This is a genomic window from Sphingomonas sp. NPDC092440, assembly GCF_044754985.1.
Taxonomy (GTDB): Bacteria; Pseudomonadota; Alphaproteobacteria; order Sphingomonadales; family Sphingomonadaceae; genus Sphingomonas.
Genome location: NZ_JBIVQA010000001.1, coordinates 483522 through 504734 on the forward strand (window position 1 = coordinate 483522; position 21213 = coordinate 504734).

Genomic DNA, 21213 nt, shown 5'->3' on the forward strand with positions numbered 1-21213 from the left:
CGCGCGCCGTTCTTAACCCTGGCCGGCGGTTTTCCCTCTGTGCGGTGGCCGGATTTTACCCCTCCTTAACGCTGTCCGCTTACCTCGTTTGGGAATGAGCGAGGGGATTTCGAACGTGCGCATTCTGATCGTGGACGACGAACCGGCGATGCACGAATCATATCGTCAGGTGTTCGGGCCCCGCAAAGGCGGCAATGCCAGCGCCCTGAACGCGATGGCGGCCGAACTGTTCGGCGACGACGATGCCGTGCCCGAGCCGGCCGACGACACGATCGATTTCCAGTGCGCGCATTTCAACCAGGGTCTCGACGCGGTGGAAGCGATCAAGGATTCGCTGGAGACCGGCAAGCGTTTTTCGGTCGCCTTCATCGATGTGCGCATGCCCCCGGGGATCGACGGCAAGGAAACCGCGCGCCGCATCCGCGCGCTCGATCCCGACATCAATCTCGTCATCGTCACCGGCTATTCGGATTTCTCGCCCCTCGACATCAGCCGCGCCGCGGGCCCGGCCGACAAGATCTTCTACATCGCCAAGCCCTTCCAGGCCGAAGAGGTGATCCAGACCGCCACCGCGCTCGCTCATCGCTGGGAAGCGGACGCCAAGCTGCGCAATGCGATCGCCCTGCTCGAGGAGCAGAAGCTCGAGCTTGCCGCCAATGAATCGCGTGCCGTGCACATGGCGAACCATGATTCGCTCACCGACGCACCCAACCGGCTCGCCTTCCTCCACATGCTCGGCAAGGCAGTGAAGGGCGAGCAATGCTTCGCCATGGCGATGATGGACCTCGACCGGTTCAAGATCGTCAACGACACGCTCGGCCATCTCGCCGGCGACGAACTGATCCGCATGGTCTGCGAGATCCTGCGCCAGCAGGTGCCCGCCAACGGCTTCGTCGCGCGCCTGGGCGGCGACGAGTTCGCGATGCTCTACCCGGTCACCGGCGAGGACGAGGCGACGATGATCGCCGAGCGCATGCTCAAGGCCGTGTCGATCAGCTTCAAGGTATTCGGCCATTCGGTCCAGGGCGGTGCCTCGGTCGGCCTGATGGTCGTCCAGCCGCGCACGATCCACGACCCGATCGACGTGATGCGCCGCGCCGATCTCGCGCTCAACGAGGCCAAGCATAACGGCCGCGGCATCGTTCGCCTGTTTGACGAGGTGATGGATGAATCGATCCGCTTCCGCCGCCAGATCGAGGGCGGGCTCTCCGAAGCGATCGCCAAGGGCGAGCTGAAGCTGGTCTTCCAGCCGATCGTCGGTCGCGACGAGCTGGAGATCACCGGCTTCGAGGCGCTGATCCGCTGGTGCAGCCCGGAATATGGCATGGTCTCGCCCGGCATGTTCATCCCGATCGCCGAGGAATCGAACCTGATCCATGAGCTGGGCGACTGGGTGATCGACCAGGCGGTGGAGACGCTCAAGACCTGGCCGGGCCAATATGTCTCGGTGAACTTCTCGCCGCGCCAGTTCCGCCGCCACAATTTCGTCGGCCATGTGATGGAGCGGGTGGCCAATGCCGGCGTCGAGCCCGGCCGCTTCCAGATCGAGATCACCGAGACTGCGATCTTCGACGATGTCGAGCGCGCCGCCGATACGCTGTTCAAGCTCCGCCAGATGGGCTTCCGCATCGCGCTCGACGATTTCGGCACCGGCTATTCCAGCCTCTACAATATCCGCCGCTTCGCGCTGGACTGCCTGAAGATCGACCGCAGCTTCGTCGACGGCATGGGCCGCGAGCGCGAGAGCGCGGCGATCGTCCATTCGATCATCCATCTCGGCCGGGCACTGGGCATGGAAGTGGTCGCCGAGGGCGTCGAGACCGAGGCGCAGCTCCAGTCGCTTCGCGTCGCCGGCTGCAGCCATCTCCAGGGCTATTATCTCGCGCGCCCAATGGACGCCGAGGACGCGCTGGCGCTCGCGCGGAAGGGATATATCGGCGACGCGGAGCCCGTCGAGGTCGAGCTGGGCAACGGGACGCACGGCTGATGCCCCGCGCAAGGCGCCTCAAAGCGCCGGCCTCGCTCGGCGCGAAACTGGTCCTGATCCTCACCGGCGTCGGCGTCATCGGCGCCGCCGCGCTGACGCTGATGCTCGCCACCGTCATCACGCCGAGCTTCAACCGGCTCGAACGCGACGCAGTCGACGCGCATGTGGCGCGCACCCAGGCGGTCGTTCACGACGTTTCGGCCAAGGTCGAAAGCTCCGTGCGCGATTATGGCGACTGGAACTCGTCCTACGACTATATGGCGCATCCGACCAAGGCGTTCGAGGACGAGAGCTTCTCCACGCTGGCCATGGTCAATCTCGACGTCAACGGCATGGCCTATGTCCGGCCCGATCGCGAAATCGTGATCGCGCGCTGGCTCGACCTCGAGAAGCAGGCCGATGTGCCCGCGATGCGCGCGCGCCTTGCCGAGGCCATCGCCCGGTTCGATTTCGCGCGGATGCTGCATGGACAGAGCTCGGCCGGCTTCTTCATTCGCCTGGGAGACACGCTGGCGGCGATCGGCATCGCGCAGGTGCGCAGGAGCGATGGCAGCGGCGCGCCGCGCGGCTATGTGCTGATGGCCCGCGCCGTCACTGCGGCGCAGCTCAGCACCCTGCTCCAGCTCAAGGCCGCTCTCGCCCTCGACCATCCCGTCGCCGCGGTCACCAAGACCCCCGGCGCTACCCGGACCCGTATCGCCGTGCCGATTCCGGGGCCGGACGGCCGCCCGGTCGCCACGGCCACCTATAGCGTACCGCGCGATCTCTCGACGCTTGGCACCCGGATGCTCGTGCTCGCCGTGGTCGGATCGTCGATCCTGCTGGCGATCGTGCTGCTGGTGCTGCGCCGGATGATCGCGCGCCTCGTCCTCGCGCCGCTGAAGCGTGTCGAGCGCCACATGGGCGTGGTCCGCGCCTCGGGCACGCTCGGCCTGCTGACCGACAGGCCGCGCGACGACGAGATCGGCAGCCTCGTCACCAGCTTCAATTCGATGCTCCGGCAGCTCAAGGACCTGCGCGAGCAGCTCGAGGTGCAGAGCTTCACCCTGGGGCGCAGCGAAAGCGCCGTCGCGGTGATGCATAATGTCCGCAATGCGCTGAACCCGATCAGCACCGTGCTCAGCCAGGGGCTGGGCAGCGGCGCGCCGCTGGACCGGGCACTGCTCGATCGCGCGTTCGGCGAGCTGGCGAGCGAGGATCTGCCTGCGGTGCGCCGGCAGAAGCTCGTCGCCTTCCTGGCCGCCGCGATCGAGAGCGTCGAGCAGGAACGCGCCGATCGCCGCGCGCAGATCGCGATCGGCCGCGAGGCGCTGCACCATGTGCTGGAGATCATCGGCCAGCAGCAGGAAGCCGCGCACGAGCGCCCGCCGCTCGATGCCTGCGACATCACCGATATCGTTGCCCAGAACGCCACCATCGCACGCTATTCGGGCGAGAATTCGATTGCCTTCAGCTTCCCGTCCAAGCCGCACTGGGTGATGGCCAATCGCGTGATCCTCAGCCAGGTCGTCGGCAATCTCTTCGCCAATGCCGCCGAGGCCATCGCCGCGACCGGGCGCGGCAGCGGCTCGATCTCGGTGACGATCCGGGACAAGGGCGACAGCACCGAGATCCATATCCGCGACGATGGCGAGGGATTCGACCCCGCTACGGCACCGACGCTCTTCCAGCGCGGCTTCTCCACCCGCGCACACAAATCGGGCGGCCTGGGGCTCCACTGGTGCGCCAATTCGATGCTGACGATGGAAGGCAAGCTCGACCTGGTGAGCGACGGCAAGGGAACCGGGGCCAAGGCGATTCTGACGCTGGGCACGGCGCGGCTGGTGCAGCCGAACGGGATTGCGGCGTAATTCCACTTTCCCTCTCCCCTTGTGGGAGAGGGAGGGAGCCGACGAAGTCGGCGGAAGGGTGAGGGGGCTTGAGACTCACTCCCCCTCATCCTTCCCACTCGCTTCGCGAGCGGGCCCCTTCCTTCTCCCACAAGGGGAGAAGGAGTTTAGCTATCGCCCCGCGGCCTTCCGTGTCCCCGCCACCGCGTCCTTGCGCCGCAGATAGGGCGCGACCAGGTTGCGGGCCCGGAACCATTCCTGCCGGTCCGGGTCGAGGCTGTCGAAATTGCCGATCACCCGGCGGCATTCGGGCGCACGGCACTGGCAGATCATGTGCCAGTTCGATTCCCGTAGCGTCGTCGAATAGTCCCAGGCGATTTCCTCGCCCGGCTGGATCGCGCGCACCGCGACCAGGAACACGCCGGTATCGGTGAAACGCAGGCCGGCATTGGGATTGCAGCTGTGATTGACCAGATCGTCGATCCGGCCGGACGGGCCCATATAATGGTCCGGCGTCACCTGCACGAAGCGGTCGCCTCGGCCGCGCATCAGGCTGGGGATCTGGTCGGCGCGGAAACGGCGGCCGGTGAACTCGATCAGCACGTCGCCCTCGGCAAAGGCGCTCGCGGCGAACACGGCCTTGCCCAGATGGTTCTCGCCCACCTTGAACAGGTTGTTCGAAGGCCGGTAGCGATCGAGCCAGCGCAGCCCGCCGCGGCGGGTGCCGAAGGCGCGCAGCGGGTTGATCGTCGCCAGGCCGATCAGGAACCATATGCTGGCATGGCAGAGGAACTCGACGATGACATAGGCGAGCTCGGCCACCCCCGGCTCGGTCGCGCGTACCGCGACAAGCAGCGTGGCGAGATCGCCGAAGGTCCACAGGCCCCAGGCCGGCGAGCGCTCGCGGTTGCGATCGGTCCATACGCTTGCCCAGGTCGGCCAGAAGCTCACCGGGACGGCGAGCACCACCAGCATGTGCGCCCAGAAAGCCTCGCGAAAGACGAGCCACAGCATCAGCGCGCCCAGGCTGGCCGCGATGCAGAAGGTCTCGGTGGGCGAGGGCGGGGCCCAGGACGAGCGCCGCCAGATGCCGATCGTCACCAGGATGCACGCGATCGAGGAAAGCGCGAACACCCAGCCCTGCGGCGCGCCCGGGTTCACCGCGGCATAGGTCAGCGCCTCGAGCGAAGTCGCCGCGCTCCAGATCAGCCATGACGCGCGGTTCGGCTCCACCAGCTCGCGACGCAGCCCGATCAGATAGCTCGCATAGCCCGCGAAGCTGAAGCCGATCGCCAGCAGGAACCAGATATCGGCGGTCAAATTACGCTCCCTCCCAAACGGAGCGTTTACCATGTCCCGGATTCGCCGTCTACGCGCGACTCGCGGTGACTCCGCGAGTCGCGGGGAATCACGGGGAGTCACTTACGGGGCGAATCTCACATATTCCGGCATCCCGGCTTTCGCCGGGATGCCGCTATTGGCCGCAGTCTCGCACCGCCTCGAGCACGATCGGCGCCCATTCGCGGCGGCAGATCAGCAGGTCGGGGATGCTCGTGCTGGCCTGGTTGTAGACGATCGGCGAACCGTCGATCCGCGAGGCGTGGAGCCCCGCGGCGAGCGCCACCGCCACCGGGGCGCAATTGTCCCACTGATGCTGGCCGCCCGAATGGAGGTAGATCTCGGCCGCTCCGCGCACCACCGCCATTGCCTTGGCGCCGGCCGAGCCCATGCCGATATGCACCGCGCCGATCCGCTCGCCTACGCCGGCGCAGAGCTGGCTCGGCCGGCTGCGGCTCACCAGCATGCGCGGCGGCAATTCGCCTTCGGGCAGCGCGGGCGGGCAGTCGCTGGAAAGCGTGCAGCCGAGCCGAGGCAGGGCGACGGCGCCCACCGCCGCCCGGCCATCCACGGCCAGGGCGACATGCACCGCCCAATCCTCGCGCCGCTCGGCGAACTCGCGCGTGCCGTCGAGCGGATCGACGATCCATACGCGCCGTGCCGACAGCCTGGCCGGATCGTCGGCGGATTCCTCGGAAAGGATCGCGTCGTCGGGCCTTGCCGCGCGCAGCCGGTCGAGGATCAGGATATTGGCCTCGCGGTCGCCGCGATCCCCGCCCGCGCATTCGTCCTGAATGCGCAGCAGCAGCGTGCCCGCTTCGTCCGCGATCGCCCGGGCCAGTTCCGCGTCGGTCAAATCACTGGACTCCAGGTACCCATGACCGCCTCCACGATCCGTTCGGCGGCGGCTTCGGGCGTCTCCTTGGTCGTGTCCACCCGGATCTCCGGATTCTGCGGCGCCTCATAAGGGCTGGAGATGCCGGTGAAATTGGCAATCTGGCCGGCGCGCGCCTTCTTGTAGAGGCCCTTCACGTCGCGCGCCTCGGCAACTTCCAGCGGCGTGTCGACGAAGATCTCGAAGAACTCGCCCTCGGGCAGCAGCTTGCGGACCAGCTCGCGCTCGGCGCGGAAGGGCGAGATGAAGGCGGTGAGCACGATCAGCCCCGCATCGGTCATCAGCCGGGCGACTTCGCCGACGCGGCGGATATTCTCGATCCGGTCGGCATCGGTGAAGCCCAGATCCCGGTTGAGCCCGTGGCGGATATTGTCGCCGTCGAGCAGGAAGCTGTGCTTGCCGAGCGCGTGGAGGCGCTTCTCCACCATGTTGGCGATGGTCGACTTGCCGGAGCCGGAGAGCCCGGTGAACCAGAGCAGCCGCGGCGCCTGGTGCTTCTGCCGGGCATGGGCCTCGCGGTTGATCTCCACTGCCTGCCAATGCACGTTCTGCGCGCGGCGCAGCGCGAAGTTGAGCATGCCCGCGGCCACGGTGGCGTTGGTCGCCTTGTCGATCAGGATGAAGCCGCCCAGGTCCTTGCTCTCGACATAGGGCTCGAAGACGATGCCGCGATCGGTATAGACTTCGGCCACGCCGATATCGTTGAGCCCCAGCGTCTTCACGCTCAGCTCGGCCATGGTGTTGACGCACACGGCATGGCGCGGCGGCTGGACGGTGGCGCTGACCATCTGGGTGCCGAGCTTGAGCCAATAGGCGCGGCCGGGGAGCATCTCGGCCTGGTCCATCCATACGATGGTGGCCTGGAACTGGTCGGCCACCTGGGGCGGCGCATCGGCGGCGGCGATCACGTCGCCGCGCGAGCAGTCGACTTCGTCGGCCAGCGTGATGGTCACGCTCTCGCCCGCCACCGCCCCGGCCCGATCGCCGCCGAACGCGACGATCCGCGCGACGCTGGTGGCCTGGCCCGAGGGCAGGATGCGCACCTTGTCGCCAGGGCTTATGCTGCCCGCCGCGATCATGCCGGCGAACCCCCGGAAATCGAGATTGGGACGGTTCACCCATTGCACGGGCAGGCGGAAGGGCCGCGCGGCGTCCGCATCGGCATCGATCTGGACGCTCTCCAGGTGCTCGAGCAGCGCCGGCCCCGCATGCCAGGGCGTATTCGCGCTCGGGCCGGTGATGTTGTCGCCCTTGAAGCCCGAGATCGGGATCGGGGTGAAGCCGGCGATGCCGATACTGTCGGCAAATCCGCGATAGTCCTCGACGATCGCGTCATAGGCGGCCTGATCATAGCCGATCAGGTCCATCTTGTTCACCGCCAGCACGATGTGGCGGATGCCGAGCAGGTGGCAGAGATAGGAATGGCGGCGCGTCTGGGTGAGCACGCCCTTGCGCGCGTCGATCAGGATCACGGCGAGATCGGCGGTCGACGCGCCGGTCACCATGTTACGGGTATATTGCTCGTGGCCGGGCGTGTCGGCGACGATGAACTTGCGCTTCTCGGTCGCGAAGAAGCGATAGGCGACGTCGATGGTGATGCCCTGCTCGCGCTCGGCGGCGAGGCCGTCGACCAGCAGCGCGAAATCGATCTCCTGCCCCTGCGTGCCCAGCCGCTTGCTGTCGGCCTCGAGGCTGGCGAGCTGGTCCTCGAAGATCATCTTCGAATCATAGAGCAGCCGCCCGATCAGCGTGGACTTGCCGTCGTCCACGCTGCCGCAGGTGATGAAGCGCAGCAGCGACTTGTTCTGGTGCAGCCGGAGATAGGCGGAGATGTCGGACGCGATGAGCGCGTCGGGGCGGTAGCTCGTCATTGGTTTCTTCCGTCATCCCGGCGAAAGCCGGGATCTCCTGCGATCGTGAGCGAACGGCGTGCGGCACGAGACCCCGGCCTGCGCCGGGGTTGACGCTTCGGAACGCTTCGCATTCCGTGGTGCGTCAAAAATACCCCTCCTGCTTCTTCTTCTCCATGCTCGCCGCCTGGTCATGGTCGATCGCGCGGCCCTGGCGCTCCGAGGTCGTGGTCAGCAGCATCTCCCGGATCACTGCCTCCAACGTATCCGCCTCGCTCTCCACCGCGCCGGTCAGCGGGTAGCAGCCGAGGGTGCGGAAACGCACCGAACGGGTGACCGGCACCTCGCCCGGGTCCAGCCGGAAACGATCGTCGTCGACCATCAGGATCAGCCCGTCGCGCTCCACGGTCGGCCGCGGCGCGGCGAAATAGAGCGGGACGATCTCGATCCCCTCGGCGAGGATATATTGCCAGATGTCGAGCTCGGTCCAGTTGGAGAGCGGGAAGACGCGGATGCTCTCGCCCTTGTGCTTGCGGGCATTGTAGAGGTGCCACAGCTCGGGCCGCTGGTTCTTGGGATCCCAGCGATGCGTCGCGGTGCGGAAGCTGAACACGCGCTCCTTGGCGCGGCTCTTCTCCTCGTCGCGCCGCGCGCCGCCGAACGCCGCATCGAAGCCATATTGGTCGAGCGCCTGCTTCAGCCCCTCGGTCTTCCACATGTCGGTATGGCGGCCGCCATGATCGAACGGGTTGATTCCCTGCGCCTCGGCCTCGGGGTTCTTGTGGACGATCAGTTCCATTCCCGCGTCGCGGGCCGCCTTGTCGCGCAGATCGTACATCGCGCGGAACTTCCAGGTCGTGTCGACATGGAGGAGCGGGAAGGGCGGGGGCGCCGGGTAGAATGCCTTGCGCGCGAGGTGCAGCATCACCGCGCTGTCCTTGCCGATCGAATAGAGCATCACCGGACGCTCCGCCTCGGCGACGACTTCGCGCAGGATGTGGATGCTCTCGGCCTCGAGCCGCTGGAGATGCGTCAGGCGCGCGGGTGAAATCCCCCGGGTCACGCCGATCGCCTGTGTCTCCGTCATGTTCCCGGAATGCAGCATGGCGGGCGATTTAGGAAGCCGCCCGGGAACGCGCGATCTAGTTTATGTTTAGGGCGGGATACCGGACGGCCTCGCCGGAAATCCAGCTCTCCAGCACCGTCAGCTCCGCGTCCACCAGCAGCAGGTCCGCCCGGAATCCGGGGGCGATCCGGCCCAGCTGCCCGCCCAGCCCCAGGAATGCGGCGGGAGTCGCCGCAGCCATGCGGGCGGCGACGTCCAGCCCGACCCGGCCCTGCGCCATCATTCCCTTGACCGCGCCCGCCATGGTGAGCGTCGAGCCCGCCAGCGTGTTGTCGGCCCCGAGCAGCCGGTCGCCGTCGCGGTGAATCTCGCGGCCATGGATCAGGAACACCGTTTCGTCGCTCCCGACGCTCGGCATCGCGTCGGTCACCAGCATCAGCCGCTCGGGCCCCTTTGCCCGCAGCGCCACGCGGAGCGTCGCCGGATGCAGGTGATGGCCGTCGGCGATGATCCCGGCATAGACGTCCGCATCCTCGAGCGCCGCGCCCACCATGCCCGGCGCGCGGTTGAGCAGGGGGGACATGGCGTTGAAGACATGGGTGAAGCCGGTCAGCCCATTGTCGATCGCGTCGCGCACCGTCTCGTAGCGGGCATCCGAATGCCCGGCGGAGACGATCACGCCCGCCGCGGCCAGCCGGGCGATCTGCTCGGGAGTCGCGACTTCGGGTGCCAGCGTCACCAGTGTCTTGCCGCGCCTGCCCGATTCCAGCAGCGCGAGGAATTCGTCGCGCAGCGGCTGGATCTTGCTCTCGCTATGGATGCCCCGGCGCACCGGGTTGAGGAACGGCCCCTCGATATGGATGCCGAGCACGCCGGGGACGCCGGCGGCGATCGCGGCGTCCACCGCGCGGATGCCTGCCTCCACCACGGACAGGTCGTCGCTGATCAGGGTGGGCAGCAGGCCGGTGGTGCCGAAGCGCCGGTGCGTCTCGGCGATCACCCGGATCGTCTCCACGCTCGGATCGTCGTTGAACAGCCGGCCGCCGCCGCCATTCACCTGCACATCGACGAAGCCGGGGAGCAGCGTCGCTCCGCCCAGGTCGACGGTTTCCGCACCGGCGGGCGGTGCGGGGAGGATCGCCGCGATCCGGTCGCCCTCGATCACCAGGCAGGCATCGTCGCGCCAGCCCTCGGCCAGCAGCATGCGCCCGTTGACGAGCGCTCTCACGGCAGCACGTCCAGCACCGCGCCCAGGCTGCCCCGTGCCGCCTCCAGCCGCACCTCGGCCTCCGCCGGGGCCAGGCCGCGCGCGATCAGCACCGCGCGCTTGATGTCGCGCCCGCCCGCATCGAGCGCCGCCTCGGCCGCGGCGCCGTCCACGCCCGCCAGCGTGCCGACCATGCGGATCGCACGGGCGCGCAGCTTGGCGTTCGAGACCTGCATGTTGACCATCAGCCCCTCATGAACGAGCCCCAGGCGCAACATGATCCCGGTGGAGAGGAGATTCAGCGTGACTTTCTGCGCGGTGCCCGCCTTCATCCGGGTGGAGCCCGCCACCACTTCGCTGCCGGTATCGGCGAGGATGGCATGCTCCGCCGCGGCCAGGACCGGGGTGCCGGCATTGTTGGCGAGAGCGATGGTCAGCGCGCCGGTGCCGCGCGCCGCCTCGAGCGCGGCCACCACATAGGGCGTGCGGCCGCTTGCCGCGACGCCGATCAGCACGTCGTTCGCGCCGATCTCCTCGGCGGCGACGGCTGCCAGCGCGGCCTCGCGGCTGTCCTCCGCGCCCTCCTGGGTCCGCGTCAGCGCCGCCGGCCCGCCCGCGATCAGGAAGGCGAGGCGCTCGACCGGCCAGTTGAAGGTGGGCGTGAGCTCCACGCCGTCCTGCACGCCGATCCGGCCCGAGGTGCCCGCCCCGGCATAGGCGATGCGGCCGCCGCGCCGCAGCCGCTCGGCGGCCGCGTCGATCGCCGCCGCCATCGCGCCGGTCTGGCTCTTCAGCGCCGCGATCGCCGCGAGCTGGGACTCGAGCATCGCGTCCACCGCCGCCTGAGTGGGCCAGCGGTCGATCTCGCGGTAACGGGGGTCTGCGGCTTCAGTCGGCATCGGGTTTCCGGGTCGGGAGGGCAGTGGCGGGCAGGCCGGCGAGCAGCAACGCCCCGTCGAGCGGATCGGAGACCGCGTCGACGAGCCGCGCCACGGTGCGCGCGCGCAGCCAGGGCCTTATCCGCATCGCGAGGCCCCCGGCGAGCGCGCAGCGAACGGCGCCGCGCGCGAAGATCGTCTCGATGAATCGCTCGATATGCTGCGCCGCATCCTCCACGATCGAACGGGCGATCGCGTCGTTGTTCTCGGCATAGTCCATCACCAGCGGCGCGAAGGCGGCATAGTCCTTCGGCGTCGCGGCATCCATCCAGGCGACCGCGCGGGCGGTGTCGTGCCCGAAGCCGGCGGTGACGGCATGGCTGAGCGGCGTCACTTCGCTGCGCCCGTCGAGCGCGCGGAGCGCATGGCGCATCGCGCTGAGGCCCAGCGCGGCGCCGCTGCCCTCGTCCGAGATCGGGAAGCCATAGCCGCCGATCGTGAAGCTGGTGGTGCCCACCCGCACCTCGGCGACGCTGCCTGTGCCGATGATCAGCGTCGCGCCCTCGACTCCAGCATGCGCGCCGAGATTGGCGATCGCCGCATCGGTGACGAATTCGATCGCCGCGAAGGGGAAGGGAAGGGCGGCAAGCTGCTCGCGCATTCCGGGGCGCGATATCCCCGCTATGCCCATGCCGGCCCGGATCGTCGAAACCTCGGCCTCGCCGAGCCCCGCCGCCGCGATCGCCTGGCCGGCGACGTCGCGCAGCACCGCGTGGAGCCGCTCGATACCGATCCGCGTATTGGCCGGGCCGCTCTCGCCGGTGCCGAGGATGATTCCACGCTCGTCCGCCAGCCGGCTGCGGCAATGGCTGCCGCCCGCATCTATCCCGAGGAAATAGGCCATGGGTCGCTCCCTACAGCAGCCGGGGCGCATTGTGCCATGCCGAACCGCCCGGAGGGCCATAATCCGCGGATATGGCCGTTATCGGTCAGATCAGGCCCTTGCGCACCGCGATCACCGCCGCTTGGATCTTGTTGGACGCGGAGAGCTTGCGCGTGGCGTTGACCAGATGGAACTCCACCGTCCGCTGGCTGCGGCCCATGATCGTCGCGGTTTCCCAGGCGGTCTTGCCCAGGCTCACCCAGCGCAGACATTCGATCTCGCGCTCGCTCAGCGCCGCGCCGGCGGCCCCGATCGCCGCGGCGGGATCGGGAATGTCCGGATCGCTGCGTGTCGCGGGGCGCGTGAAGGCGCGGGCGGCGGCGACCAGCGCGAAGTCGGTATTGTCGGTGATGCATCCCACCGCCTTGTGATGGCCGGATCCGGGATCGAGCAGCAGGCAGGCGACCGAGCGGATCCAGCGCGTCTGCCCGTCGGGCCGGATCAAGCGGAAATCGACATGATAGCGCAGGTCGCGCGCGATCAGCTCCACGACCATGGCCAGGTCTATGGTGGTGGCCAGTTCTTCGTCTTCGGGGTGAATGAAGGGCCGGAAATCGGCAAGGCTGCGCACCATGTTGGGCTGCAGCCCGGTGATCTGATACCAGCGCGCGTCGCAGACGAGCAGATCGGCATCGATGTCATAGTCCCATAGCCCTACCTCAAGGGCCCTCAGGCGCAGTTCAAAGTCTTCGTCGGGGCGGGGCTCGGCGCTTTCCCCAGATGTCATAACCCTCCAACCACAATCCTATCGTGTTCCGTCGGAGAACGTTTCCCAGACGTCACGGTTCCTGTGTGGCCCTCGGTCAGCCCGGGGGCAAGCGTGATGGGAGACCCTCCGCGGCTCGCCGGAAACACGTAAATTTACGAGTTTTCCCTCCTGTCCGCGGGGCGCAGGCTTCGCCCGAGACCAGTGAGACGAACGACCATGCCAGCGAATGCGAAGCGCAAGGACCCCGATCTCGAACAGGATGCCGTCCCGGCCGGCCGGGTGACGCTGCGCGACGTGGCGATGCTTTCCGGCGAGGAGCTGGTGCTGCGCTTCGGCGGCTCCGCCGCGCAGCAGCTGGTGGACCTGATCGTCGCCGCGATCCGCAAGGGCGACGACGACGAAGTGGCCGCGATCGACGGCCGGCTCCAGGAGGTGGAGCGCGCGTTGCGGGGCTGAGCGCGATCGCTAGGTTGAAAACCCGAACAAGCCCTTGAAACCACGCCCGTCATCCCCGCCGGCGCAGGGATGACGGTGCTCGTTGATTGAGCGATGCTCCTAGAAACGCGCTTCCTCATAGACGCGGCGGATATCGCCCTGCCAGTCGCCCTCGAAGCGGTCGAGCAGCACCTGCGCCGGCACCTTGCCGGTACGCACCACTTCGCGCAGCGGATCGAGGAAGCCGGATTCATTGTCGCCCGAGGCGTTGAGCCGGGCGCGGGCGTTGAGGCCGGCGGCGGCGATGTCGAGCACTTCGCCGGCAATGTCCCTCAGCTTGCCGCCACCGGGCAGCGGCGCGTCGAGCGCCAGCTTCGGCACCGAGCTGCGCAGCGTCTCGCGCGCTTCCATCGACCAGCCCTTCACCAGCTCCCATGCCGCATCGAGCGCACCCTGGTCGTAGAGCAGGCCGACCCAGAACGCAGGGAGGGCGCAGATCCGCCCCCAGCGCCCGCCATCGGCGCCGCGCATCTCGAGGAAGGTCTTGAGGCGGACCTCGGGGAAGGCGGTGGAGAGATGATCCGCCCAATCGTCCATCGTTGGCTTGTGGCCGGGATAGGCGGGCAGCTCGCCCTTCAGGAAGTCGCGGAAGCTCTGCCCGGCCGCGTCGATATATTTGCCGTCGCGGTAGACGAAGTACATCGGCACATCGAGCGCATATTCGGCGTAGCGTTCATAGCCGAAGCCCTGTTCGAACACGAAGGGCAGCATGCCCGTCCGCGCCGGATCGGTGTCCGACCAGATATGGCTGCGATAGCTCAGATAGCCGTTGGGCTTGCCCTCGGTGAAGGGCGAGTTGGCGAACAATGCCGTCGCCAGCGGCTGCAGCGCCAGGCCGACACGGAACTTCTGCACCATGTCCGCTTCGGAGGCATAGTCCAGGTTCACCTGGATCGTGCAGGTGCGCAGCATCATGTCGAGGCCGAGATTGCCCACCCGCGGCATGTGCCGAAGCATGATGCCATAGCGGCCCTTGGGCATGATCGGCAGCTCGGCGCGCGTCTTGTCGGGCCACATGCCCAGGCCGAGGAAGTTGAGGCCGAGCTTGTCGCCGACCTGCTTCACCTGCTCCAGGTGCCGTCCGGTCTCGCCGCAGGTCTCGTGGAGATTCTCGAGCGGCGCGCCCGAGAGCTCCAGCTGGCCGGCCGGCTCCAGGCTCACCGTGCCGTCCGGCCCCGAGAGCGCGATGACGTTGCCGCCTTCCAGCACCGGCTTCCAGCCGAACTGGGTCAGCTCGCCCAGCAGGTCGCGGATGCCGCCCTGCTCGTCATAGCTGGGAGCATGGAAGTCCCTGGTCGCGAACACGAACTTCTCGTGCTCGGTGCCGATGCGCCAGCGTTCCTTCGGCTTTTCGCCCCGGGCGAAATACTCGATCAGCTGGGCGCGATCCTCGATCGGCGCCGACACCTTGTTGCTTTCGGTCTTGGTGCTCATGCAAAGGTCTCGACGGGAGGGATGGGGCGGCGGTGGCGCAGCACCGGCACGCGGGAACGGATATCCTCGACACGGGCCGGGTCGATCTCGACCGAGCCGAGGCCGGCCGCCTCGCCCATGTCGAGCAGCACTTCGCCCCAGGGATCGATCGCCAGCGAATGGCCATAGGTGGCGCGGCCATCGGCGTGCAGGCCGGTCTGCGCCGCGGCGATCACATAGGCGCCGGCCTCGATCGCGCGGGCGCGCAGCAGCACGTGCCAATGCGCCTGGCCGGTGGGACGGGTGAAGGCGGCGGGGACGGCGAGGACGGTGGCGCCGGCATCGCTGAGCGCGCGGAACAGGTCCGGGAAGCGCATGTCGTAGCAGATGGCGAGGCCCAGCCGGCCGATCGGCGTGTCGGCCACGATCGCGCGTTCGCCCCGGCAATAGGTGTTGGACTCCCGCCAGCTCTCGCCGGTGGCGAGATCGACGTCGAACAGATGCAGCTTGTCGTAATGCGCCCGGATCGCGCCGGTGCCGTCGATGACGAAGCCGCGGTTCAGGAACTTCTCGCCTTCACCCTTCAGGGCCAGCGAGCCGAGATGCACCCAGACGCCGTGCTTCGCCGCCGCCTCGCGCGTCGCGGCGAGGACCGGGTCCTCCGCCTCGGCCACCACATGGGCGCGCGCGCGTTCGCGATCGCCGTCGAGCAGGCCGGACATTTCGGGCGTGAACAGCATCGCGCTGCCCTCCGCCGCCGCCCGCGCGATACCATCGGTGACGGTACGGGCGTTGGCGGCCGGATCGATCCCGCTCGTCATCTGCAGCAGGCTGGCCTTCATCGCTTCCTCCCCCTCAGGGCCGGGATCAGTCGTGCTTCGGCTTGCCGACGCCGACTAGCTTGAGGCCGGCACGCGCCGCCTCCGCGGGCGGATAGATGTTGCGCAGGTCGACGAGCAGCGGCGTCTTGAGCATCGTCTTGATCCGGCCGAGATCGAGCGCGCGGAACGCATCCCATTCCGTCACGATCACCAGCGCGTCCGCGCCGTCCGCCGCGGCATAGGCGCTCTCGCTGAACTCGACGTTCGGCAGCAGCGGGCGCGCCTGTTCGAAGCCTTCGGGGTCATAGGCCTTCACCGTGGCGCCGGCATCCTGCAGCGCCGCGACGATCGACAGGCTGGGCGCGTCGCGCATGTCGTCGGTGTTGGGCTTGAAGGTGAGGCCCAATATGCCGACGGTCTTGCCGCGCACGTCGCCGCCCATCGCCTTGATCACCTTGCGGCCCATGGCGCGCTTGCGCGCGTCGTTCACCTGCACGGTGGCCTCGACGATGCGCAGCGGAGTCTCGTTGTCGCCCGCCGTCTTGAGCAGCGCCAGCGTGTCCTTGGGGAAGCAGGAGCCGCCATAGCCGGGGCCGGCGTGGAGGAACTTGCTGCCGATCCGGTTGTCGAGCCCGATGCCGCGCGCCACTTCCTGCACGTCGGCGCCCACTTCCTCGCACAGGTCGGCGATCTCGTTGATGAAGGTGATCTTCACCGCCAGGAACGCGTTGGCCGCATATTTGGTCAGCTCGCTGGTGCGGCGGCTGGTGAACAGGATCGGCGCGCTCTGGTTGAGCGAGAGCGGGCGGTAGATCGCGCGCATCACTTCGCGGGCTTCCTCGTCGTCGGTGCCGACGACGACGCGGTCGGGCCGCTTGAAATCCTCGATCGCCGCGCCTTCGCGCAGGAATTCGGGGTTGGAGACGACCTTCGCGCCGGTGCCCGAAGCCACTTCGCGCATGATCCGCTCCACTTCGTCGCCGGTGCCGACCGGCACGGTCGACTTGGTGACGATCACCGCCGGCCCGGTCAGGTTCTCGGCGATTTCGCGCGCGGCGGCGAAGACATAGCTGAGGTCGGCATGGCCGTCGCCGCGGCGGCTCGGCGTGCCGACCGCGATGAACACCGCGTCGGCGCCCCGGACGCCTTCGGCCAGGTCGGTGGTGAAGGAGAGGCGCCCGGCCTTCACGTTCGAGGCGACCAGCGCATCGAGGCCCGGCTCGTAGATCGGCATCACGCCCTGATCGAGCAGCTCGATCTTGCGCGCGTCCTTGTCGACACAGACCACTTCATGGCCGAAGTCCGAGAAACAGGCACCGGAAACCAGGCCGACATAGCCCGTGCCGATCATCGCTATGCGCAACGTGGATCCCCTTGGGAAGAAAGTCTGTTGCGCAGATAGCGACGCCAGCGCCGGGGGCAAGGGGGCGGGCGGCGACGCTCTCCGGCGCGGCCGGCAAGAAAAATGCGGGCAAGGAGACAGGCAATAAAAAAGGCGGCTCGCGGCCGCCCTTTCAGTTGTCGTCCGGGCCGGTCAGCACGGCCTCAACTGAGGTCGCTCCACTGCCGGCCCGGATGAACGTTCCTCAGAACGGGCGGATTTCGTTACCGCCGCCGTCACGGAACATCAGGCTGAAAAACGCGAACATTCATAGTCTCCCATCGGTGCGCACTTGTGCGCGATTCAGATGGTTAAAGGCTTCTTAACAATGAATCAATCCGGATTTCTGCGGAGTTGGCTTCGCAAAAAGTGCTTCGAACGCGTGATTTAACCGTTCCTTCAAGGGTCGGGGCCTAGGCATGGCGGGCATGTCGGCACGCAGAGAGCCCTTGGCGACCTTGGTCGGTGCTTCCACGAGCGCCGTCGCGATCACCGCGGAACGCGCGGGAATCGCGAGGGAATTCGTGCAGGTGCACAGCGCGCGCGCCGGGGGTGCGGATGCCGGTGCCCGTGGGCGGGGCGGCAAGCGCGAACTGCACCGGGCAAGTAACGATCGCCATGTCGAGGGGCGCTTCTGGAGCGTTCTGGGCCTGTGCGAGATCGGGAATTTCGCGTCGCTGCGCCGCCATCTGGGCCGCGCCCGCGCCGATTCGCTGGTGCTGGACGTGGCGCGGCGAATCTCCAGCCTGGTGCCGGACGTCCGCATTGCCGCCGCCGGCCGCTCGGTGATCGAGATCTGCTTCGAGCGCGAAACGCCCGAGGCCGCCGCCGACGATATCGATCGGATCCGCAAGGGTTTCCAGCGCACGCTCGACCTCGATGGCGAGCCGCATCATCTCCAGATGCATTTCGGCGTCGCCGCCGCGCCCTCGGTCGAGGATGACGAGGTGCTGCTTGCCGAAGCCGCCGAATCCGCGCTCGAGCAGGCGCGGGCGGACGGCCGGGTGGTGATGCTCGACCTGTCGCGCGCGGACCTGGCCTTCGACAAGCTCACTCTGATGCGCGAGTTGCCGCGCGCGATCGCCAATGGCGAGATGTTCCTGCAATATCAGCCCAAGGTTCATGTCCGCCGGCAGGAGATCGCCAGCGCCGAGGCGCTGGTCCGCTGGCAGCATCCCACGCGCGGCCTGATCCTGCCGGGCGATTTCATCTCGGTCGCGGAGCAGGCGGGCGAGATCTCGACACTCACGCTCTGGACGCTGCGCCAGGTGATCGAGGACCAGCGCAAGCTGCGCGCCGACGGCTTCGACATGCTGCTCTTCGTCAACATCTCGGGCCAGCTCCTCGCCGACCCCGGCTTCGTCAACGAAGTGTGCGAGATGCTGGCGAACACCGATGCGAAGCTCGGCTTCGAGATCACCGAGACCGCGGTGATCCGCGATCCGGAGAGCGCGATCCGCCACCTCCAGTTCTTCGCCGACAGCGGCGTAACGCTCGCGATCGACGATTACGGCGCCGGGCTCTCCTCGCTCGCCTATCTGAAGAAGCTGCCCGCGCGCGAGCTCAAGATCGACAAGATGTTCGTGATGCAGCTCACCAGCAGCAACCGCGATCCGCTGATCGTGCGCTCGACGATCGATCTCGCCCATGCGCTCGAGATGGAAGTCACCGCCGAGGGGGTGGAGACGCCGTCCGCGCTCGCGCTGCTCAGCGTGATGGGCTGCGACATGGTGCAGGGCTTCCTGATCTCGCGCCCGCTCGGGCTCGATGCGTTCCGCAAGTTCCTTGCGGACGATGGCCATCTCGACAATGCGAACGGCCATCCGGCATCCTTCGTCCGGCCCGAGAGCTTCTGGAAGCGCGCGTGATGCGCGCGCTGCTGCGTTCCGTCCTTGCCCTTGCCGCGCTGCTCGCGGCCGCGCCGGCGCTTGCCCAGGCGCAACCCCGTTCCGATTTCCCGCCGGCGATCGAGGCCCAGATCCGGGCCGCCAAGGAAAGCATGATGTCCGACCAGGCGGAGGCGCTCCGCCACGCCGCCGCGATCGACGGGCTGGCGCTCGGCCTGCGGGACGAGCGGCGGCGGATGCTGGCGCTGGCCACCGCGCGCTGGCTGGCCGCCGAGGCGCATATCCGCAACGAGGAGCCGGCCAAGGCCGCGCCGCTGCTGACCGACGGGCTGAACCTGATCCGCTCGATACCGGAGCCGATCAAGCTGCGCGGCGACCTGATGATGTCGCAGGGTGCCTTCTTCATGGCGCGCGACCAGGCGGTGCAGGCGCTGGAGAGCTATCAGAACGCCTTCCGCATCTTCGGCGAGGTGAAGGAGCCGCGCAGCCAGGCGATCGCGCTGCAGAACATCGGCGGGCTCTACAGCGTCGCCAATGACGATGCGCGCGCCGAGGAGTATTTCCACCAGGCCGCCGTGCTGTTCACCGACGATCCGGTGCTTTCGCTCTCGCTCCACAACAGCCGCGGCAATGTGCTCGCCAAGCTCGGCCGGGATGCGGAGGCGAGCAAGGAATATGAGGCGGCGATCGTCGTCGCGCGCGGCATGAACAAGCCGCTGCTCGAGGCGCGCCTGCTCAGCAACCTCGCGCGCAGCCAGGTGGCGCTGAAGCGCTATGACGACGCCAACCGCACGATCACGCGCGGGTTCGAGCTCATCCGCGGCGCCGATGCCGATGTGCTGCGGCGGCACCTGCTCGCCACCGCGGCCGCCCTGGCTTCCGAGCGGGGGAATATCGGGGAAGCGCTGCGGTTCATCCACGGCACGTTCGACGGCATGGACCTGGGCAAGACCACGGTCGAATTCCGCAGCGACCATTTCTACGCCTATCAGATATTCAGCAAGGCGGAGAATGCGCGAGAGGCGCTGGTGCACCTTCAGGCAATGAAGCGCCTCGACGATGAATCCACCAAGGTGGCCGCGACCGCCGGCGCGGCGCTGATGGCGGCGAAGTTCGACTGGGCGAAGCAGCAGAACCAGATCCTGCTGCTCCAGACCCGGGAAGCCGAGGGGCGGGCCCGCTATCTCCAGACGCTGTTCCTGCTGATCGGCGCGGCGACGGTGATCGTCATGGCCGCGCTCGGCTGGGGCCTCGTCACGGTTCGCCGCAGCCGCAACAAGGTGCGCGCCGCCAACATCGTGCTGGGCGAGACCAATGTGGCGCTGGAAAAGGCGCTCAAGGCCAAGACCGAGTTCCTCGCGACCACCAGCCATGAGATCCGCACCCCGCTGAACGGCATCCTGGGCATGACCCAGGTCATGCTCTCGGATGCGAAGCTCGAGGCGCAGACCCGCGAGCGGATCGGCATCGTCCATGGCGCCGGCATCACCATGCGCGCGCTGGTCGACGACATTCTCGACGTCGCCAAGATGGAGACGGGCAATCTGAGCGTCGAGGCGGCGCCCATGGACCTGCCTGCCACGCTGAGGGACGTCACGCGCCTCTGGGAGGAGCAGGCACGCGGCAAGGGGCTCGGCTTCCGGCTCGAGCTCAGCCATGCGCCGCACTGGATCGTCAGCGACGCCACCCGCCTGCGCCAGATGGTGTTCAACCTGCTCTCCAACGCGATCAAGTTCACCGAGAAGGGCAGCGTCACGCTGCGCGCGGTGGCCGAGGGCGAAGGCGATGCCCGGCGGCTCAGGCTGGCCGTGGAGGATACCGGCATCGGCATCCCCCGCGAGAAGTTCGAGGAGATCTTCGAGAGCTTCCGCCAGGTCGACACCAGCACCACGCGCCGGTTCGGGGGCACCGGCCTGGGCCTTGCCATCTGCCGCAACCTCGCCCGTGCGCTGGGCGGCGACATCATGGTGGAGAGCGAGGACCGCAAGGGCTCGCGCTTCATCCTCGACCTGCCGCTCGTCCCCGCCGAGGCGCCCGCGGCGGCCGTGGCGGACGAAAGCGCGGCGGGGCTCGACCTGGTCGTGCTCGACCGGAATCCCATCGCCCGCTCGATGCTGCGCACCCTGTTGGAGCCGCGCGTCGCCCGGCTGCGCTTCGCCGGCTCGGTGGCCGAGGCCCTGCCGATGCTCGAGGCCGGCGGTGTCAGCCATCTCCTTGCCGATGAGGGGACGCTCAAGGCCGAGGCGGATGGCCCTGCCCGGGCGCTCGCCACGCTGCGCGCGGCGGCCCAGGACGTGGCGCATGCCGTCCTCTGGCTCAAGCCCGATGCGGAGACCGCTGCTGAGCTGATTGCGGCAAGTAGTGGAAAGATAATCGAAAAACCCATTACCGGCGTCGGCCTGATCGATGCTATCATTCCGTCAGCGGAAGAAAATTCCGGCAAGAGGGAGGGGGACCCGCTTGTATCTCGGGCGGCTTAGGGCGATAGCACACCGGACATGAAAAAAACGGTCGCGCGCATCTCGGGGAAACCGGTCGCCACGGGCGGACGGGC

The 21213-nt window shown here is 67.9% G+C and carries 16 protein-coding genes; 5 read left to right on the plus strand and 11 right to left on the minus strand.

All coding sequences use genetic code 11. The features are described 5' to 3' along the window. The first annotated feature begins 115 nt into the window (after window positions 1-115). Both ACIQCS_RS02335 and ACIQCS_RS02340 read left to right on the plus strand, forming a co-directional pair. On the plus strand, window positions 116-1987 hold the full coding sequence (locus tag ACIQCS_RS02335) for an EAL domain-containing protein (protein ID WP_401529952.1): 1872 nt from the start codon (window positions 116-118) through the stop codon (window positions 1985-1987). After that, complete coding sequence (locus tag ACIQCS_RS02340; protein ID WP_345850794.1) at window positions 1987-3837, plus strand: CHASE4 domain-containing protein; 1851 nt, start codon at window positions 1987-1989, stop codon at window positions 3835-3837. Before ACIQCS_RS02335 ends, ACIQCS_RS02340 begins: the two co-directional genes overlap by 1 nt. A 150-nt stretch (window positions 3838-3987) precedes the next feature. On the opposite strand, the gene ACIQCS_RS02345 is transcribed toward ACIQCS_RS02340, so the two are convergent. From ACIQCS_RS02345 to ACIQCS_RS02380, 8 genes are all read right to left on the minus strand, one after another. Then, on the minus strand, window positions 3988-5136 hold the full coding sequence (locus ACIQCS_RS02345) for an SET domain-containing protein (protein ID WP_345850796.1): 1149 nt from the start codon (window positions 5134-5136) through the stop codon (window positions 3988-3990). Window positions 5137-5290: 154 nt separating this feature from the next. Next, on the minus strand, window positions 5291-6010 hold the full coding sequence (locus ACIQCS_RS02350) for a 3'(2'),5'-bisphosphate nucleotidase CysQ (protein ID WP_345850797.1): 720 nt from the start codon (window positions 6008-6010) through the stop codon (window positions 5291-5293). Continuing rightward, window positions 6007-7920, minus strand: a complete 1914-nt coding sequence (gene cysN, locus ACIQCS_RS02355; protein ID WP_345850798.1) for a sulfate adenylyltransferase subunit CysN — start codon at window positions 7918-7920, stop codon at window positions 6007-6009. The genes ACIQCS_RS02350 and cysN overlap by 4 nt, the downstream gene beginning before the upstream one ends. A gap of 124 nt (window positions 7921-8044) precedes the next feature. Beyond that, window positions 8045-8986, minus strand: a complete 942-nt coding sequence (cysD, locus tag ACIQCS_RS02360) for a sulfate adenylyltransferase subunit CysD (RefSeq protein WP_345852073.1) — start codon at window positions 8984-8986, stop codon at window positions 8045-8047. A 55-nt stretch (window positions 8987-9041) separates the two neighbouring features. Continuing rightward, window positions 9042-10193, minus strand: coding sequence for an N-acetylglucosamine-6-phosphate deacetylase (gene nagA / locus ACIQCS_RS02365; protein ID WP_345850800.1), 1152 nt, complete (start codon window positions 10191-10193; stop codon window positions 9042-9044). After that, window positions 10190-11071, minus strand: a complete 882-nt coding sequence (locus ACIQCS_RS02370) for an N-acetylmuramic acid 6-phosphate etherase (RefSeq protein ID WP_345850801.1) — start codon at window positions 11069-11071, stop codon at window positions 10190-10192. The genes nagA and ACIQCS_RS02370 overlap by 4 nt, the downstream gene beginning before the upstream one ends. Then, window positions 11061-11954: a BadF/BadG/BcrA/BcrD ATPase family protein gene (locus tag ACIQCS_RS02375; protein WP_345850804.1), complete on the minus strand. Its 894-nt coding sequence runs from the start codon at window positions 11952-11954 to the stop codon at window positions 11061-11063. The genes ACIQCS_RS02370 and ACIQCS_RS02375 overlap by 11 nt, the downstream gene beginning before the upstream one ends. Before the next feature lie 85 nt (window positions 11955-12039). Further along, window positions 12040-12720 (minus strand): LuxR C-terminal-related transcriptional regulator, encoded by a 681-nt coding sequence (locus ACIQCS_RS02380; protein ID WP_345850806.1) that lies wholly within the window; start codon window positions 12718-12720, stop codon window positions 12040-12042. Between the two features lie 198 nt (window positions 12721-12918). Here ACIQCS_RS02380 and ACIQCS_RS02385 point away from each other — a divergent pair, with 198 nt between their 5' ends. Next, window positions 12919-13158: a hypothetical protein gene (locus ACIQCS_RS02385; RefSeq protein ID WP_345850808.1), complete on the plus strand. Its 240-nt coding sequence runs from the start codon at window positions 12919-12921 to the stop codon at window positions 13156-13158. Between the two features lie 99 nt (window positions 13159-13257). On the opposite strand, the gene ACIQCS_RS02390 is transcribed toward ACIQCS_RS02385, so the two are convergent. The 3 genes from ACIQCS_RS02390 to ACIQCS_RS02400 are packed head-to-tail and all read right to left on the minus strand — an operon-like array spanning window position 13258 to window position 16794. Further along, window positions 13258-14631, minus strand: coding sequence for a glutamate--cysteine ligase (locus ACIQCS_RS02390; protein ID WP_345850810.1), 1374 nt, complete (start codon window positions 14629-14631; stop codon window positions 13258-13260). Then, complete coding sequence (locus ACIQCS_RS02395) at window positions 14628-15452, minus strand: carbon-nitrogen hydrolase family protein (RefSeq protein WP_345850811.1); 825 nt, start codon at window positions 15450-15452, stop codon at window positions 14628-14630. Before ACIQCS_RS02395 ends, ACIQCS_RS02390 begins: the two co-directional genes overlap by 4 nt. Before the next feature lie 25 nt (window positions 15453-15477). Further along, window positions 15478-16794 carry a UDP-glucose/GDP-mannose dehydrogenase family protein gene (locus tag ACIQCS_RS02400; protein WP_345850812.1) on the minus strand — a complete coding sequence of 439 codons (1317 nt, stop codon included), beginning with the start codon at window positions 16792-16794 and terminating at the stop codon, window positions 15478-15480. A gap of 467 nt (window positions 16795-17261) precedes the next feature. On the opposite strand from ACIQCS_RS02400, the gene ACIQCS_RS02405 reads away from it, so the two are divergent. Next, window positions 17262-18680, plus strand: coding sequence for a putative bifunctional diguanylate cyclase/phosphodiesterase (locus ACIQCS_RS02405; protein WP_401529958.1), 1419 nt, complete (start codon window positions 17262-17264; stop codon window positions 18678-18680). Then, complete coding sequence (locus ACIQCS_RS02410; protein WP_345850814.1) at window positions 18680-21139, plus strand: ATP-binding protein; 2460 nt, start codon at window positions 18680-18682, stop codon at window positions 21137-21139. Before ACIQCS_RS02405 ends, ACIQCS_RS02410 begins: the two co-directional genes overlap by 1 nt. Window positions 21140-21213: the final 74 nt, after the last annotated feature.